14 protein-coding genes are annotated in these 15,231 nt (G+C 65.1%); 10 read left to right on the top strand and 4 right to left on the bottom strand.

Annotation, left to right across the window (positions count from 1 at the left end; genetic code table 11):
• The first annotated feature begins 107 nt into the window (after positions 1-107).
• Positions 108-2,051: a methyl-accepting chemotaxis protein gene (locus tag HU720_RS16370; protein WP_186520982.1), complete on the top strand. Its 1,944-nt coding sequence runs from the start codon at positions 108-110 to the stop codon at positions 2,049-2,051.
• A 48-nt stretch (positions 2,052-2,099) separates the two neighbouring features.
• Here HU720_RS16370 and HU720_RS16365 read toward each other — a convergent pair whose 3' ends face one another.
• Positions 2,100-2,462: a hypothetical protein gene (locus HU720_RS16365; protein ID WP_186520981.1), complete on the bottom strand. Its 363-nt coding sequence runs from the start codon at positions 2,460-2,462 to the stop codon at positions 2,100-2,102.
• A gap of 77 nt (positions 2,463-2,539) precedes the next feature.
• Positions 2,540-3,817 carry an acetyl-CoA C-acetyltransferase gene (locus HU720_RS16360; protein ID WP_186520980.1) on the bottom strand — a complete coding sequence of 426 codons (1,278 nt, stop codon included), beginning with the start codon at positions 3,815-3,817 and terminating at the stop codon, positions 2,540-2,542.
• A 116-nt stretch (positions 3,818-3,933) separates the two neighbouring features.
• On the opposite strand from HU720_RS16360, the gene HU720_RS16355 reads away from it, so the two are divergent.
• The 7 genes from HU720_RS16355 to HU720_RS16325 all read left to right on the top strand — a co-directional run bounded on the left by HU720_RS16355 (position 3,934) and on the right by HU720_RS16325 (position 10,651).
• Positions 3,934-5,286 (top strand): 3-oxoacyl-ACP reductase, encoded by a 1,353-nt coding sequence (locus HU720_RS16355; RefSeq protein ID WP_186520979.1) that lies wholly within the window; start codon positions 3,934-3,936, stop codon positions 5,284-5,286.
• Position 5,287: 1 nt separating this feature from the next.
• Positions 5,288-6,139, top strand: coding sequence for a MaoC/PaaZ C-terminal domain-containing protein (locus HU720_RS16350; RefSeq protein ID WP_186520978.1), 852 nt, complete (start codon positions 5,288-5,290; stop codon positions 6,137-6,139).
• A 64-nt stretch (positions 6,140-6,203) separates the two neighbouring features.
• Positions 6,204-6,509 carry a MazG-like family protein gene (locus tag HU720_RS16345; protein ID WP_186520977.1) on the top strand — a complete coding sequence of 102 codons (306 nt, stop codon included), beginning with the start codon at positions 6,204-6,206 and terminating at the stop codon, positions 6,507-6,509.
• Entirely contained in the window at positions 6,506-7,255 is a 750-nt protein-coding gene (locus HU720_RS16340) for a methyltransferase (protein ID WP_186520976.1), read from the top strand. The genes HU720_RS16345 and HU720_RS16340 overlap by 4 nt, the downstream gene beginning before the upstream one ends.
• Positions 7,256-7,275: 20 nt before the next feature.
• Positions 7,276-7,905, top strand: coding sequence for a DUF4136 domain-containing protein (locus HU720_RS16335; protein ID WP_186520975.1), 630 nt, complete (start codon positions 7,276-7,278; stop codon positions 7,903-7,905).
• A 19-nt stretch (positions 7,906-7,924) separates the two neighbouring features.
• Positions 7,925-8,485, top strand: coding sequence for a DUF4136 domain-containing protein (locus tag HU720_RS16330; RefSeq protein ID WP_186520974.1), 561 nt, complete (start codon positions 7,925-7,927; stop codon positions 8,483-8,485).
• Between the two features lie 225 nt (positions 8,486-8,710).
• Entirely contained in the window at positions 8,711-10,651 is a 1,941-nt protein-coding gene (locus HU720_RS16325; RefSeq protein ID WP_346656591.1) for a pilus assembly protein TadG-related protein, read from the top strand.
• Here HU720_RS16325 and HU720_RS16320 read toward each other — a convergent pair.
• Positions 10,636-13,254 carry a PAS domain-containing sensor histidine kinase gene (locus HU720_RS16320; protein WP_186520973.1) on the bottom strand — a complete coding sequence of 873 codons (2,619 nt, stop codon included), beginning with the start codon at positions 13,252-13,254 and terminating at the stop codon, positions 10,636-10,638. The genes HU720_RS16325 and HU720_RS16320 overlap by 16 nt on opposite strands.
• Positions 13,251-13,694 (bottom strand): TadE/TadG family type IV pilus assembly protein, encoded by a 444-nt coding sequence (locus tag HU720_RS16315; protein WP_186520972.1) that lies wholly within the window; start codon positions 13,692-13,694, stop codon positions 13,251-13,253. The genes HU720_RS16320 and HU720_RS16315 overlap by 4 nt, the downstream gene beginning before the upstream one ends.
• 75 nt (positions 13,695-13,769) lie before the next feature.
• Here HU720_RS16315 and HU720_RS16310 point away from each other — a divergent pair, with 75 nt between their 5' ends.
• Both HU720_RS16310 and HU720_RS16305 read left to right on the top strand, forming a co-directional pair.
• Entirely contained in the window at positions 13,770-14,240 is a 471-nt protein-coding gene (locus HU720_RS16310) for a prepilin peptidase (protein WP_186520971.1), read from the top strand.
• 120 nt (positions 14,241-14,360) lie between these two features.
• The gene (locus HU720_RS16305) at positions 14,361-15,137 is read left to right on the top strand and encodes a response regulator (protein ID WP_186520970.1); all 777 of its coding nucleotides are present in this window, start codon (positions 14,361-14,363) and stop codon (positions 15,135-15,137) included.
• The last annotated feature ends 94 nt before the right edge of the window (positions 15,138-15,231 follow it).

Here is a 15,231-nt window from a genome sequence, read left to right as displayed (position 1 = left end):
CGCGCCGCTGACCAACGAATTAGGCCTTAAGCGCTACATAAAGCACCGACCCTGCCGATGCCCTGATACCTGCCTGTGTCACGAAAAAAACAAATCTGGGAGCGTGGATGAACATCAAGCAAAAACTGACCTGGGCCTTTGCCGTCATAGCCGGCCTGCCCATCGTTTTGGTCGCCGCCTTGGTGATCATCAACTTGCGTGGCGAAGCCCGTGACGATTTCCTGGATAACAGCAGCCGGGAAATTCGCCAGGTTGGCAACGCCATGAACATCTTCTTCCAGGCTATCGACCAGAACGTCGAGTACATCGCTTCGCAGCCGATGGTGGCCGCTACCGGCAGCAACCTGAACAAGTACATGAGCGCCGCCCCTTCCTATGATCTGGGCGACCAGGACAAGGGCGTGCTGGACTTCTTCACCCGCCTGGCAGCCGCCCACCCCGCCTATTCCTACCTGTCCTACGGCGTCAACGACGGTGGCTACGTCGGCTGGCCGGCTGGGCAGAAGTTCGTCAACTACGACCCGCGCACCCGCCCTTGGTACCAGTCGGCCATGGCCAACCCAGGCAAGACCCTGCGCACCAGCGCCTACTACTGGGCCGCCGACGACGCCGTGCTGATCAGCACCGTGCGCACCGTCGCCAACCAGCTCGGCAGCCCAGGCGGTGTGGTCAACATCGACGTGTCGCTCAAAGGCCTCACCGAGATCGTCAAGAAGATCAAGCTGGGCGACAGCGGTTACCTGATGCTGATCGAAAGCAACGGCAACGTGATGGTCGACCCGCGCGATGCCAGCCACAACTTCAAGCAGCTTTCCAGCCTCGGCGGCGGCTATGCCGAACTGGCCAAGGCCGGCAAAGGCCTGGTCGAAGTCGAGATCGACGGCGAGCGGTTCATGGCCAACGTCTACCCTGACGAGCAGCTGGGCTGGACCTTCGTCGGCCTGATCCAGGAAAACGAAGTGATGGCCAGCACCACCCGCCTGACCTGGCTGGTCGGCATCGTTGCCCTGGTACTCGCGGCCTTGTTCGCGGTAGTGGGCGCGACTTTCGCCAAGCTCATCGTACGCCCGATCAACAGCGTCACCAGCGGCCTGGAAGACATCGCCCAAGGTGAAGGCGACCTGACCCGCAACCTGGAAATCCGTGGCCGCGATGAAACCGCGCAACTGGCCAGTTGGTTCAACCAGTTCCTGGGCGCCATCCGCAGCCTGATCCAGCATATTGGCGCGGCAGCAGGGAAAATCCTCACCACCTCCACCAGTTCCACCCGCGTGTCCGGCGACATGGCCGAAGCCGCTGGCCGCCAGCGCGAAGCCGTGGACATGGTGTCGACCGCCTTCCACGAAATGGTTGCGACTGCCAACGAAGTGGCGCGTTCGTGCAGCCAGGCGGCGTTGTCTGCCGACAGTGGCCAGGCCCAGGCCCGCGAAGGCCAGCAGCAGATCGACGCCGCGGTACAAAGCGTCGACCGCCTGAGCCAGGAAATCGAACAATCGGCGCAGTCTATCCAGCAACTGGAACGCGACAGCAACGCCATCCAGTCGATCCTGGGAACCATCCGTTCGATTGCCGAGCAAACCAACCTGCTGGCGCTCAACGCGGCCATCGAAGCGGCCCGTGCCGGCGAGCAAGGCCGTGGTTTTGCCGTGGTTGCCGACGAAGTCCGCGCGCTGGCCAAGCGCACTGCCGACTCCACCGCCGAAATCGACGGCCTGCTGGGCAACCTGGCCAGCCGCACCGCCGAAGTGGCCGAGCAGATGCACGCCAGCATCGAGGTGTCGCAGCAGTCTGTCAGCCGCATTGGCATGGCCCGTGACAGCTTTGGGCAGATTCGTGAATCGGTGGATGTGATCCGCGACATGAACACGCAGATCGCCACCGCCGCCGAGGAACAGCACCAGGTCGCCGAGGACATCAACCGCCACATCAGCCAGATCCATGGCGATGCGCAGTTGGTTGCCGAACTGGCGCAGGCCGCACGGCAAGACTCCGAGAGCCTGGCAGGGCTGTCGAACGAGCTGGATACACTGGTGCGCCGCTTCCGCACCTGATCTTTGGAACCGCCGCTCCTACACAAGGCCGCGTAAAGTCCGGGCTGGTCATTTGAACCGGCATTCGCCCGGGCCCTGCCTCAGGGGGAAGCACTGCTCCCCCACCCACTCCCCCTCAGCGGCCGAGCGCTTGCCCGGCCGCGTCAGCCGGGCCCCGCCAGAGCTTCCGGTGACGTAGTCACACATCACGCTGTCCTTCCATAACCTTGCCCGGCTGAAGTGAAAGCGCTCAAGATCAGCGGCAACCGCCGTCGGATTGTAAAAACGCCAACCACCCGGTGCCTGGTAAACCAGCCCAGGTTGCCCGGCCACTTGCGTCTGGGTTATCTGCGCAACCGCAGGGCATTGTTCAGTCGCGCCTTGCGCGTTCAGCGCCAGCGTGAAGCCCGCCACTGCCATAAAGCCGCTCATCGCCACACTCCTCTGAAATGAGCAGCGAGTGTGGCGGCCACGCGCGTGCGCCAGCATCAGGAAGCGCTTACCCCAGCCTACCGCTCAACGATAGCCGTAACCCCCTGCCCGCCCGCTGCGCAGATAGAGATCAGCCCGCGCCCCTTGCCGCGTGTCGCCAGCAACTTGGCCATGTGCGCCAGAATGCGCCCACCGGTGGCGGCAAACGGGTGGCCGGCGGCGAGCGAGCTGCCCTTGACGTTCAGCTTGCTGCGGTCGATCGCCCCAAGCGGCGCCTCCAGCCCTAGCCGGGTGCGGCAGTAATCGGCGTCTTCCCAGGCCTTCAGGGTGCATAGCACCTGGGCGGCGAAGGCTTCGTGGATTTCATAGAAGTCAAAGTCCTGCAGGCTCAGGCCGTTGCGCGCCAGCAGCCGTGGCACGGCGTACACCGGCGCCATCAGCAGCCCTTCGTGGCCGTGCACAAAGTCCACCGCGGCAGTTTCGCCGTCCACCAGATAGGCCAGCACCTTCAGGCCCTGCTGCTCGGCCCAGGCCTCGCTACCCAGCAGCACCAGCGACGCGCCATCGGTGAGCGGCGTCGAGTTGCCGGCGGTCAGTGTGCCTTGGCCGCTACGCTCGAATGCCGGCCTGAGCTTGGCCAGTTGCTCAAGGCTCAAGTCCGGGCGCAGGTTGTTGTCGCGGCTGAGCCCCTGGTACGGGGTGAGCAGGTCGTCGTGCCAGCCTTCAGCGTAAGACGCGGCCAGGCGCTGATGGCTGAGCAGCGCCAGTTCATCCTGCTCGGCGCGCTCGATGTGCCAGGTTTGCGCCATGCGCTCGCAGTGCTCGCCCATCGACAACCCGGTACGCGGCTCGCCGTTGCGCGGCAGTTCTGGCTTGAGATGGCCTGGGCGCAGTTTCAGGAAGGGCTTGAGGCGAGCAGCCAAGTCCTTGCCCCGGCTGGCCTGCAACAGTATCTGGCGCAGCCCTTCACTGACCGCAATCGGTGCACCGGACGTGGTATCGACACCCCCGGCAATTCCGCTGTCAATCTGCCCCAGGGCGATCTTGTTGGCCACCAGCAACGCCGCTTCCAGGCCCGTGCCGCAGGCCTGCTGAATATCGTAGGCCGGGGTTTGCGGGGCCAGCCGCGAGCCCAGCACGCTCTCGCGGGTCAGGCTCATGTCGCGCGAATGCTTGAGCACCGCGCCCGCAGCGACTTCACCCAGGCGCAGGCCATGCAACCGATAGCGCTCCACCAGCCCTTCAAGCGCGGCGGTGAGCATCGCCTGGTTGCTTGCTTTGACGTAGGCCCCATTGGAACGGGCGAAAGGGATCCGGTTACCCCCCAGGATCGCGACCCGGCGCGTTGAATGCATGCCTGTTCCTCCTGAAACAAATTGATCGATAAGCCTAGGCGGTTTTTGCCCTGTTCGAACGACCCTGCCACAAACATGGTCCACACTGCATGCTTGCCTTCAAGGAGACCCCCTACATGAGCGATCGTTATCTCGGCTTTGCCAACTCCAACCTAGGCCGGCGCCTGGTCGATGCCCTCGGCCTGCCTTCGCCGGCGCCGCTGGAGCGCTGGCAGGCAGGCCGCCTGCGCCCGGTCGAGGGCGCACTGGTATTGGGCGGCGGTGCCCTGGCCGGCTACGTCGAAACGATTGCCCCGCGCTTGACCGGCGAGTGCTACAGCTTCAACGAGCCAAGCCTGTCGTCACCGGCCTGGGTTGCAGGGCTGGGGCCGAAACTCAAGGCGTTGGTGTTCGATGCCAGCCATTTGTCCGACAGCGATCAGCTCAAGCAGTTGCGCGAATTCTTCCAGCCGCTGCTGCGCAGCCTGGCGCCGAGTGCCCATGTCGTGATCCTCGGGCGCGCCCCGGAAACCCTCGGCGACGCCCACGCAAGCGTTGCCCAGCGTGCCCTTGAAGGTTTCAGCCGGTCACTGGGCAAAGAGCTGCGCAATGGCGCAACCGCCAACCTGCTGTATGTCGGCGCCGACGCCGAGTCGGGCCTTGAAGGTGCACTGCGCTTCTTCCTGTCGCCCAAAAGCGCATTCGTCTCCGGCCAGGTGCTGCGCCTGGGCCACTGCGCCACTGCGGTCGAAGACTGGACCCGCCCGTTGGCGGGCCGCCATGCACTGGTTACCGGTGCCGCTCGCGGCATCGGCGCCGCTATCGCCGAAACCCTTGCCCGTGACGGCGCCGAAGTGACCCTGCTGGATGTGCCGCAGGCACAGAAAGACCTCGACGCCATCGCCGCACGCCTGGGCGGCCGGGCGTTGGCGCTGGATATCTGCGCAGCCGATGCCGCCACCCAGTTGATCGAAGCCTTGCCGGGGGGCCTGGATATCGTTGTGCACAACGCAGGCATCACCCGCGACAAGACCCTCGCCAACATGACCCCCGACTACTGGGACTCGGTGCTGGCGGTCAACCTCAAGGCACCGCAGGTGCTCACCCAGGCGCTGCTGGACGCCGGCAAGCTGCACGATAACGCACGCATCACCCTGCTGGCCTCGGTCAGCGGCATTGCCGGCAACCGCGGCCAGGCCAACTATGCGGCCAGCAAAGCCGGGCTGATCGGCCTGGCGCAAGCCTGGGCGCCAACCCTTGCCGAGCGCGGCGCGAGCATCAATGCGGTAGCCCCAGGCTTTATCGAAACCCACATGACCGGCGCCATGCCCATGGGCCTGCGCGAGGCCGGGCGGCGCTTGAGTTCGTTGGGCCAGGGCGGGCTGCCACAGGATGTTGCCGAAGCCATTGCCTGGCTCAGCCAACCGGGCGCAGGCGCCGTCAACGGCCAGGTGCTGCGCGTGTGCGGCCAAGCATTGATGGGGGCCTGAGATGACCGCCAACTGGCTCGAAATACACCACCCCGACCCGCGCCTGAACCTGTACCTGCGCGCCTTGGGCAAACGCAAGATCAGTGGCGCCACGCTGCCCGAGCGTGGCTTGCGCTGCCTGCTGCGGGTCGATGCCGGCAACCTTGGCGCCTATCGCAAGCTGTGCCACTTCGCCGACGAAGGGCGCCTGCCCGGCACCTACCCGCACGTAATGGCCTTTACCCTGCAACTGCAGCTGCTCACCGCCCCCGACTTCCCGTTCCCGCTGTTGGGCATGGTGCATCTGCACAACCGCATCGAAGTGCTGCGCCCGCTCGGCGGGGTCGATGCGCTGCGTTTCTCGGTGCATGCCGACAACCTGCAACCACACGCCAAGGGCGGCACCTTCGACCTGGTCACTGAAGCCGCCGATGGGCTGGGGGTGCTGTGGCGCGAAACCAGCCGCATGCTGGTACGCGGGCTCAAGCTCGACGCCACTGCCACGCCAGCCACCGAGGCTGAAACTGCGCCCCTGCCGCAAGCGACCCGCTGGTACGCCGACAGCGATATCGGCCGCCGTTATGCGCGGGTTGCCGGTGACTACAACCCTATCCACTTGAGCGCCCTCAGCGCCCGCCTGTTTGGCTACCCCAAGGCCATCGCCCATGGCATGTGGAGCCAGGCAATGGCACTGGCAGCGCTGCAGGGCCATCTGCCCAACGCCGGCTACAACTTCGAAAGCACCTTCCTCAAACCGGTGCGCCTGCCATCGGAAGTGGTGCTCGGCGCCAGCGCACCTGGCCCATCCGGCCAATTGCGCCTGGATGGCCATGGCGGGTTGCTGCACATGCTCGGCAACTGGGGCTCGCTTTAGCGTTTGATGAAGGCTTGCTTTACATCGGACCCCACCGGAAGCTATGCGCCACGAGGAGACCCCGATGAACCTGCAAGAACTCACCGAACGCCTGCACCGCATCCGCGACACCAACGATTGGCGGGGCTTTCACAGCCCGAAGAACCTGGCCATGGCTGCCAGCGTCGAAATGGCCGAGCTGGTCGAAATTTTCCAGTGGCTCAGCGAAGACCAGTCGCGCCAACTGCCCGCCGAACAGCTCGCCCACGCAGGCCAAGAGGTCGGCGACATCGTCCTGTACCTGTTGCTGCTGTGCAGCGAACTGGGCCTGGACATGAATGAAGTGGTACGCGCCAAGCTTGCCGACAGCGAGAGGCGCTTCGCCAAATGAACGACCGTCACTTCGATGAACTGGCAACCCGCTTTGCCGAGAAGATCTACGGCGGCGCCAAGGGCGCGATTCGCCTGGCGGTGTTGCAGGCAGACCTTGCCGAAGCGCTGCCAGACCGCCCGTTGCGCGTGCTCGACATCGGCGCTGGGCTCGGCCACATGGCGCTGTGGCTGGCCGAACGCGGCCACCAGGTGACCCTCGCCGAACCCGCCGGCCCCATGCTTGAAGGCGCCCGCGCCCGCTTTGCCGAGGCGGGCCAGCAGGCGACGTTCATCCAGGCGCCCTGGCAGGCACTGCTCGGCCAGCTCACCGAGCCCTACGACGTGGTGCTGTGCCATGCGGTGCTGGAATGGTTGGCCGAACCCGAGAGCATCCTGCCGGTGCTGCACCAGCTCACAGCACCCGATGGCTGTTTGTCGCTGGCGTTCTACAACCGCGACGCGCTGGTGTATCGCAACCTGCTCAAGGGGCATTTCCGCAAATTGCGCAGCAACCAGCTGGCGGGCGAAAAACAAAGCCTGACCCCGCAAAAACCCCTTGATCCGCGCGAACTCCGGGCGCAACTTCAATTGTTGTGGCAGGTCGAAAGCGAAAGCGGCATCCGGGTGTTCCACGACTACATGCCCCGGGAATTCCAAAGCAAGGCCGAGCTGCTCGACCTGCTGGAAATGGAACTGGCGCACCGTCGCCACCCAAGCTTTGCCGGGCTTGGCCGCTACTTGCACTGGGTCTGCCGCCCCCTCTGAGAACGCGGCGGGGAGGACACATGCTGTACCGTTCACTGTGCCTGGCCGTGCTAGCTCTGACCCTTGCCGCTTGCCAGAGCCCCAACCCGTACGTGGCCAGCGGCAAGCCGATCCCGCCGGCCCCGGCGCAGGCGGCCACGACCTTCGACGCCAGCGCCTACCCGGCCCCAGCGCGTGACTACGGCCGCTATCGCAGCTGGCGCTGGCGCGACAGCCAGGCACCTGGCGGCCTTGTCAATGCCAGCCCCGGCCAGCTTGCCGATGCGGTCAGCACTGCGCTCGATCAACACGGCCTGCGCCCGGCCCATGGCGGTGCGGCGGACCTTCTGGTGAGTGCGGACATTCGCCTGGAAAGGCGTCTGCGCCAAGTACGCGACTACGATTACTACGACCCCTACTACGGGCCTTCGAGCAGCGTTGGCTTTGGCGGCTACCGTAACGGCTACGGGGCGTATGGCAGCGTGCCGATCGTGCGCACCTACCAGGTCGAGGTGATGGTGGTGCGCATCGACCTGTTCGATGCGCGCAATGGCCAGCCGGTCTGGAGCGCGAGTGCCGAGAGCGGCAGCAGCAAGGGCTCCCCGCGCGATCGTGAAAACGCCCTGCGTGAATCGGTGAGCAAGGCACTGAGCGGCTATCCTCCCAGTTAACTGTTGACGGAGACTCATCATGTTGCGTCGTCTTGTTGTTCTGTCGTGCGTGTTGTTGCTAGCGGCGTGTGCAAGCAACAACGTGCAGCACGATTTCGATGCCAGCCGCGATTTTGCGGCCTACCGCAGTTGGGCCTGGCAAGAGCCGGGGTTGCAGTATCGGCCCGATGATCCACGGATCAAGAGCGACCTCACCGAACAGCGCATCCGCGAGGCGGTGGCTGACCAGCTCGACCAGCGTGGGCTGCGGCCGGCGCAGGGTAACGCCAAGGCCGACCTCAAGGTGCGCGCCTACTTGATCGTCGAGCAGCGCCAGCAGCAGGTCACCACCAATTACGGCGGGGCTTGGGGTGGTTATTGGGGCGGCTATTGGGGTGGGCCGATGTACAACGAGACGCGCAGCGTCGATTACAAGGTGGCGACCATTCAGGTCGACTTGTTCGATGGCAAGGATGGCAAGCTGGTCTGGCGCGGGAGTGCCGAGCAGATCATGAACAACTACCCGCCGAGCCCTCAGGAACGTAATGCTGCGATTCAGAAAACGGTTACCCAGGTCATGAGTAACTACCCGCCCAAGTGAGGGCTGAACCAAACTGTTGCGGCCTCTGGTAGGAGCGGCCTTGTGTCGCGAAAGGGGTGCGTAGCAGCCCAGGCGATTCTGCATGATGCGCAGATCCTGGGGCTGCTTCGCACCCCTTTCGCGACACAAGGCCGCTCCTACAGACAAGGCAACCTGCCATCACCTTGACTACACTCCTCGCACAGCAGCCGTGCTGCCGGGCCTGTGGCCGGCAAAGGAGTGCCTGTGGTTCCCTGCTTCGCTGTGCGCCAACGCGGCGCGATCGGCTTGATGGCCACCCTTGTGCTGGGCCTTGCCCTGCTGTTCATGTTGCTGGCCGTCGACGGCGGTCGTCTTTACCTTGAACAGCGCAAACTGCAACGCATTGCCGACATGGCAGCACTGGAAGCGGCCGAGCACGGCGGCACCTGCACAGGCTCCGGCCCGCAAGCCACGGCGCTGGCACGCATCGCCGCCAGCCGTAACGGGCACGCCGCCAATGCGCCGCTGGTCGCCCGCTGCGGCTATCTGCAAACCGGTGCCGGCAGCATTCGCCGCTTCACCGCCGACAACGCCCGCAACGAGGCGATAGAAGTCGAGGTGCGCAACGCCGTCACCACCAGCGTCGCCGGCAGCCTGTTCAGCCTGGTCGATGGCGCCTTCCAACCCACCACCAACCTGCATGCCACCGCCGTCGCCGCATCACCACGCCCGCCCAAGGCAATGCTCAGTATCCGCTCCACCCTGGCCACTGTCAGTTCCAGCCAAGGCGCGCTGCTCAACGGCCTGACCAAAGCGCTGGGCGGCAACCTGCAACTGGACCTGCTGGGCTGGCAGGGCATGGCCAATACCCAGTTGAACCTGCTCAAGTACCTCGACCAACTGGCCGTGGACCTGCACCTCAATGCCGGTGACTATCAGCAACTGCTCAACCTCGACACCAGCGCTACCGTGCTGCTCAAGGCGGCAGCCAAGGTGCTGCAGCAAAACGGTGCTGCGGCCGATGTGGTCAGCAACCTCGGGCGGCTGGCCGCCGATCTGCCGGTTGGCGGCCTGAAACTGGGCGACCTGCTGGATGTTCGCAACGGCACCGGGCAGGCCGGGCTGGATGCCAACCTGCAATTGCTGCAACTGGTGCAAGGGGTGATCCAGCTGGCGGCGAGCGAGCGCGCAGCTACCGCCGAACTGCCAATCAGCGTGCTGGGGCTGGCCAACGGCAAGCTGTACTTGCGGGTGATAGAGCCGCAGCAGGTGTCGGCGGTGGGCGACCCGCGCAGCGATGATTTGCGCGTGCATACCGCGCAGGTGCGGGCGTTGATTTCACTCGACCTGCCTATCCTCAACAATGTTACCGGCCTTGCCAACGCCGTGCTCGACCTGGCCGGGCCGTTGACCAATGTGGTCAGCAACCTGCTCAGCCTCAACCTGCTCGGCACCGTGCAGTCGCTCACTTGCGCCCTTGCGGTGCCCTGCAAGGTCAGCGATATCAAGCTGCTGGACGGGGTAACCCACATCGATATCGGCATCGAAGTCGCAGAAGCCACCAGCCGCCTGCGGCCCATGCCTCCGGATGCCTACAGTTGCTCACCGAAGAGCCTGACAACGGTCACCCAGCGCTCGGCAGCCAAAATAGCCATCGGCAAATTCGAGCCCCCCGAGGACTTCCTGAACCAAGGGACGACCACCGTCAAAGCGCTGCCCTTGATCGACATCGGCACTAACGTCTGCAGTCGTCTGCTGGTTCTGCCGCCAAGCTGCGGTACCCGCGTGCCCTTCGCCGGCGGCGGTATTGGCCTGCGGGTGGACAGCAAGGTACTGGGCAGCAGCCCGAGCGCCAAACCCCTGATATTCAACAACCCACCCAACATTGGCCAGCCGCCGCTTTACCTGAGCGTCGACAGCGACCAGGCGCAGGCAGTGGCGAGCCTTTCAAGCACAGTGGCCGGCATTCATCTGGAAGCCTATCGCCCGACCGCGAACAGCGGCCTGGGGCAGGTACTGAACCTGACCGCCGGCCTGCTTGACGGGGTCAAGACAATCCTCGAACCCTTGATCAAGAACCTGCTCAGCCCCGTGCTCGACCCGCTGGTCAATACCTTGCTCAAAGTGCTGGGCATCGATCTGGTCAACGCTCAGGTGGGCGCCAACCTCGATTGCAGCGGCGGCCACGCTCAACTGGTGCTGTAGAGCGGCAGGTCCACGCAAAAGCACGCGCCCTGGTCGCTGTTGCCAACGCTCAGGCGCCCGCCCATGTGGCTGACGATGCCGTGGCTCACCGAAAGCCCCAACCCGGTGCCGACACCCGCAGGCTTGGTGGTGAAGAACGGTTCGAAAATCCGCTCGTGCAGGTCCGCGTCGATGCCGCCGCCATTGTCCTCCACCAGTAGCCGCAGCCGCGAACCCTCGACTACTTGGCGCACGCGTATCCAACGCTCGGTGCGGGGCTGCTCCAGAAGGGCATCACGGGCGTTGACCAGCAGATTGATCAGCACCTGCTCCAACTGGTCGGGATGGCCAAGCACCTGCTCCTGCTGCCCAGGCGGCTCCAGCAGCAGGCTCACGCCCTTGCCGCGCAGACCTTCTTCGAGCAACGCGGCGGCGCCTTCAACGGCCGCCCAGGCGGCAAAACCCTGCTGTTCGACGGTCGACCGGCGCCCGTAGACCCGCATGTGCTCCACCAGCCGTTCGGCCCGTGCCACCTGCGCTTCGATGCGCTGCAACTTGGTTTGCAGCCAGGCACGGTCGACCTCGCCGTTTTGCAAGCGATTGAGCGCATTGGCCACGGCCATGCGCATCACATTGAGCGGCTGGTTGATCTCGTGCACAAGCCCTGTGGCCAGCTCGCCAAGGGTGGCCATCTTGGCCCCCTGCAACAGTTGCTGCTGGCTGCGCCGCACCTCGGTGTTGTCGCGGCCCACAGCCTGGATTTCCAGCAGCCGGCCCTCTGCGTCGAACAAGCCCCGGTCAGCCCAGATCCACCAGGCGTGCTCACGCCCCGGCAGTTGCAGGCAAATCTCGGCGCTACTGACCGGCTGCTCGGGGGTCAAGGCCGACAGACGCAAAACAAACGCCTCGCGCTGGGCCTCGGACAGCCATTGCCCCAGGTTCGCGCCCTCCAACTGCGCCACGCTGCAGTGCAGGTAATCGGCCAGCGGGCGGTTGGCGAACACCAGCGTAAGGTCCGGGCGATAGCGGCAGATCATGGCTGGCGAGTCCTCCACCAGCACCCGATAGCGCTCCTCGCTCTGGCGCATGCGCTCGGCGGCGTCCGTGGCTTCTGTAACGTCCAGCCACAAACCGACGACCTCGCGCGGCTGGCCGAGGTCATCGCGCAGCAGGCGCGCTTCGTCGAGCATCCAGTGGTAGCCGCCGTGCACGTCACATAGCCGGTAACGGCTGCGTACATGGCCATCGCGCAGCAGGCTGCGGGTGCGCGCAAGCCACAGCGGGCGGTCGTCGGGGTGTACGGCCAGGCCCGGCTGGCGGGCCTGCTCACTGTCGCTGGCCCAGCCCAGCAGCGGCGCCAGGCTGGCACTGAAAAATTCGCCGTGCAGCGCGCCTTCGGCGTAGCCCTGCACATAAATCACCGCAGGCGAGCTGGCGATCAGGTTTTCCAGCCGCGCCTGGGCGGCGCCGGCCTGCTGCTCTTGCTGCTTGAGGGCGGTGATGTCGAGGGCAAAACCGCGCAGGCGATTGCCCTGGCGCTGGCCGGCCAGGTGCAGCCAGCGCGGCGCCGCCTGGGCCAGGCGCAGGCTGAGGTTAAGGGCGTGCCCTTCACGGGCCTGGGCCAGCGCCAGTTGCGCAGGCTCGCGGTCGGCGGGGTGCAGTTGCGCCAGCCATTGTTCAAGGCCCATTCGTGGCTCAAGGCCAAACGCCACGGCCACCGCCGGGTCCAGCTGCAACTCGCCGCCCAGCGGCCATTCCCACCAGCCGGCGCCCAGTTGCTGTTGCAGGTCATCGAGCTGGCCGCTCTGCTGCTGCAATTGCTGGCGCCGGTAGCGGGCAAGCAACGGCTCGACCACCGTGCGCGCCAATGCCAGCGCCATATCCGCCGGGGGCAGGTTGGCGACATCGGCACACAACAGCCAGGCTTCGGTATCGCGGCCCTGGCGATAAGGCACCAGATACAACGCTGCGCCACCGCACAAGGCTTGCAGCTCGGGCTGGCCGACCACCTCCAGGGGCGCAGCGCCAGGCAATTGTTGCAGCCAGGCTTGCAGGCGACTGTCATCGGGCCATGGCCACTGCGCCTCGCTACTGGCGTAGTGGCGCCAGCCGCCCGGCTCGCGCAGCAGCAGGCGCAGCGAACGGGCCTGCCAGTGCCCGGCAATCAGTTGCAACTGTTCACCGGTGGTCTGCACCAGGCGTTCGGCGCCGCATTCGCGCAGGGCGTTGCCGATTTCGCCGAACAACGGCCGTTGTCGGTCCCAGCGCTGCTCGCGCAGCAGGTCGCCGATGTCGAACAACTGCAACAGCCAGCCCTGGCCGTGGCGTTGCAGCCAGCCACGGGTATGCAGGGCATTGCCGGCCAAGGTGTTGAAGTCCAGGTCCAGCGGCAACCCTTGCCAGTCGGCGGGCTCGCCTTCGAGCACCAGCAGGCTGTGCCGCGCCAGGTAGTCGTGTACCCGCATCGCGCCTTGCGCGGGCAGCGCCAGCAGGCTGCGCAGGGGCCCGGCCAGGCGCTGCACCTTGGCGTGGTCGTCCAGCCAGAATTGCAGGCCCACCGCAGGCAGCGCCTGGCTATCCTCGTTGGCACCGCCACGCCAGCGGTCGAACAGGCTGCCGCTCATAGCTGCAGGCTCGCCTGGGCTTGCAGGCGCGGGGGCAGTCTGGGCACCTCGCCGATGCCCGGCAGCACCAGCACCGGCAGCACCCGCTCCAGCCGCTCACGCGGGTAGTCGATGCTGACGGTCAATAGCTTGTCCGCACCGATCAACACCCGCGTATCGGTGGCCAGGTTGAAGCCCAGCGCCGCCGGCATCCACGCCAGTTGCTGGCCCATCACCTGATGGGCCAGGGCCTGGACGTCCTGGGTATACGTGGCGCTGGTCGGGTCGACCGCCACACAGCGGCGCACTGCCTCGCTGCTGGCCTGGTTGAACGACTGCAGCATGAGCATTGGCAGCGCGTAGCTGACAAGGCCATAGAACACCGCGAAAAACACCATGAATACTGCGACAAACTCGATGGCTGCCGCGCCTTTTTGTTGCCGGACCGGGCCTGCTTGCATGTTCGCGTCTACCCTGACAGTGAGACCTGCCTGACAGCATAGAAGTGATCAACGAATAGGGATGGCGATTTGCCAATGCACAGCATTGTTCTTTTGATGTGGCTTGCCTTGTGCAGCGAACAAGATGTCCGCGAACGTCAGATTTCCAATGCCCTCACCTTGGGCGTGGCCACCGCCGCGCTGGTGTGGCTGTTCGCCACCGGCCACAGCTGGATCGGCGCCGACGCCAGCGACGCGGGCTGGGCGCTGGCCATCGTCATGCTGCTGACCCTCCCCGGCTACATGCTCGGGCGCTTCGGCGCCGCCGACGTCAAATTGATGGGCGCCCTGGCACTGGCTACCAGCCCGCAGTACGTGCTTGGCACCTTCATCGGCGCAGGGATAACCGTAGTGGCCTGGCTACTAAGCCGGCGCAGGCTGTGGACCCTGCTCAACCCCAAGCTGAAAAAACGTTTGCAAACCATTGCCGAAACCCTCGGTGACAAGCAGCCATTCGCGCCGTACGTACTGGCAGGCTTTCTGCTGACGTCCGTCTGGATCCAATAAGCCCGGCTGAACGTCGAATCACGGTCTAGAGTCCATGAACATAATTGCAAAGTGCGACTACTGGTCGTGCTGCCAGAGCAACTGGCCCGGGAGCAGGGCCGATCCAACAGGGAGTTGATCGTGAACAAAGCCGTCAGTGAGGTGAAAGTACTGGTTGTCGACGACCAGCCGTTGATCGTCGAAGAACTCTGTGAATACCTCGAAGCCAAGGGCTACCGCTGCGTGCCGGCCCACTCCACCGACCAGGCCATCGAGCGCTTCGAGGCCGATGACGGCATTGGCCTGGTGCTGTGCGACCTGCACATGCCCGAGCGCGATGGCATCGAACTGGTGCGTTCGCTCAAGCAGATCGCCGGCCACCAACGCATGTTCGAGGCCATCATGCTCACGGGCCGTGCGGAGAAGCAGGATGTGATCCGTGCGTTGCGCGAAGGCTTCGCCGATTACTACCAGAAGCCGATGGACCTTGAAGAGCTGCTAGAGGGCCTGCGCCGTCAGGAAGAAGCGCTGCTGGAGCGGCGCCGCAACTTCCGCGAGCTGGGTAGCCTGAACCAGCGGTTGCAGGAGCTGGCCGAGTCGATCGACGACCTTTACCAGGATCTGGAAAAAGCCCGTGGCCAAGGCACCCACCGCCGCGCCACCGATGCTGCGGAAGGCGAGTGTGAGTTGCCGCCAGCCTTCGAAAAGCTCTCACCGCGCCAGCTTGAGGTGGCGCAGTTGGTGAGCAAGGGCAAGACCAATTACCAGATTGCCTGCGAGTTGGGCATTACCGAGAACACGGTAAAACTCTATGTCTCGCAGGTGCTGCGCCTGACCCACATGCACAACCGTACACAGCTGGCCTTGGCGCTGACGCCGAGGGCATCGCCGGTGCATCAGCGGTTTACCACCCATTGAGGCCTGCCAGGGCCGGGGGGCGCTTCGCACCCCTTTCGCGACACAAGGCCGCTCCTACAGACGAACGCGACCTCCTGTAGGAGCGGCCTTGTGT

This window comes from Pseudomonas sp. SWRI51 (assembly GCF_014268825.1).
In the GTDB taxonomy this organism is placed as follows: domain Bacteria; phylum Pseudomonadota; class Gammaproteobacteria; order Pseudomonadales; family Pseudomonadaceae; genus Aquipseudomonas; species Aquipseudomonas farsensis.
This window is presented reverse-complemented; position numbering and strand designations above follow the sequence as displayed.

What these genes read in the sequence shown, in the direction of transcription:
- HU720_RS16370 (WP_186520982.1), top strand. Translation starts at nt 108, where the DNA reads ATGAACATCAAGCAAAAACTGACCTGGGCCTTTGCCGTCATAGCCGGC.
- HU720_RS16365 (WP_186520981.1), bottom strand. Translation starts at nt 2,462, where the DNA reads ATGAGCGGCTTTATGGCAGTGGCGGGCTTCACGCTGGCGCTGAACGCG.
- HU720_RS16360 (WP_186520980.1), bottom strand. Translation starts at nt 3,817, where the DNA reads ATGCATTCAACGCGCCGGGTCGCGATCCTGGGGGGTAACCGGATCCCT.
- HU720_RS16355 (WP_186520979.1), top strand. Translation starts at nt 3,934, where the DNA reads ATGAGCGATCGTTATCTCGGCTTTGCCAACTCCAACCTAGGCCGGCGC.
- HU720_RS16350 (WP_186520978.1), top strand. Translation starts at nt 5,288, where the DNA reads ATGACCGCCAACTGGCTCGAAATACACCACCCCGACCCGCGCCTGAAC.
- HU720_RS16345 (WP_186520977.1), top strand. Translation starts at nt 6,204, where the DNA reads ATGAACCTGCAAGAACTCACCGAACGCCTGCACCGCATCCGCGACACC.
- HU720_RS16340 (WP_186520976.1), top strand. Translation starts at nt 6,506, where the DNA reads ATGAACGACCGTCACTTCGATGAACTGGCAACCCGCTTTGCCGAGAAG.
- HU720_RS16335 (WP_186520975.1), top strand. Translation starts at nt 7,276, where the DNA reads ATGCTGTACCGTTCACTGTGCCTGGCCGTGCTAGCTCTGACCCTTGCC.
- HU720_RS16330 (WP_186520974.1), top strand. Translation starts at nt 7,925, where the DNA reads ATGTTGCGTCGTCTTGTTGTTCTGTCGTGCGTGTTGTTGCTAGCGGCG.
- HU720_RS16320 (WP_186520973.1), bottom strand. Translation starts at nt 13,254, where the DNA reads ATGAGCGGCAGCCTGTTCGACCGCTGGCGTGGCGGTGCCAACGAGGAT.
- HU720_RS16315 (WP_186520972.1), bottom strand. Translation starts at nt 13,694, where the DNA reads ATGCAAGCAGGCCCGGTCCGGCAACAAAAAGGCGCGGCAGCCATCGAG.
- HU720_RS16310 (WP_186520971.1), top strand. Translation starts at nt 13,770, where the DNA reads ATGCACAGCATTGTTCTTTTGATGTGGCTTGCCTTGTGCAGCGAACAA.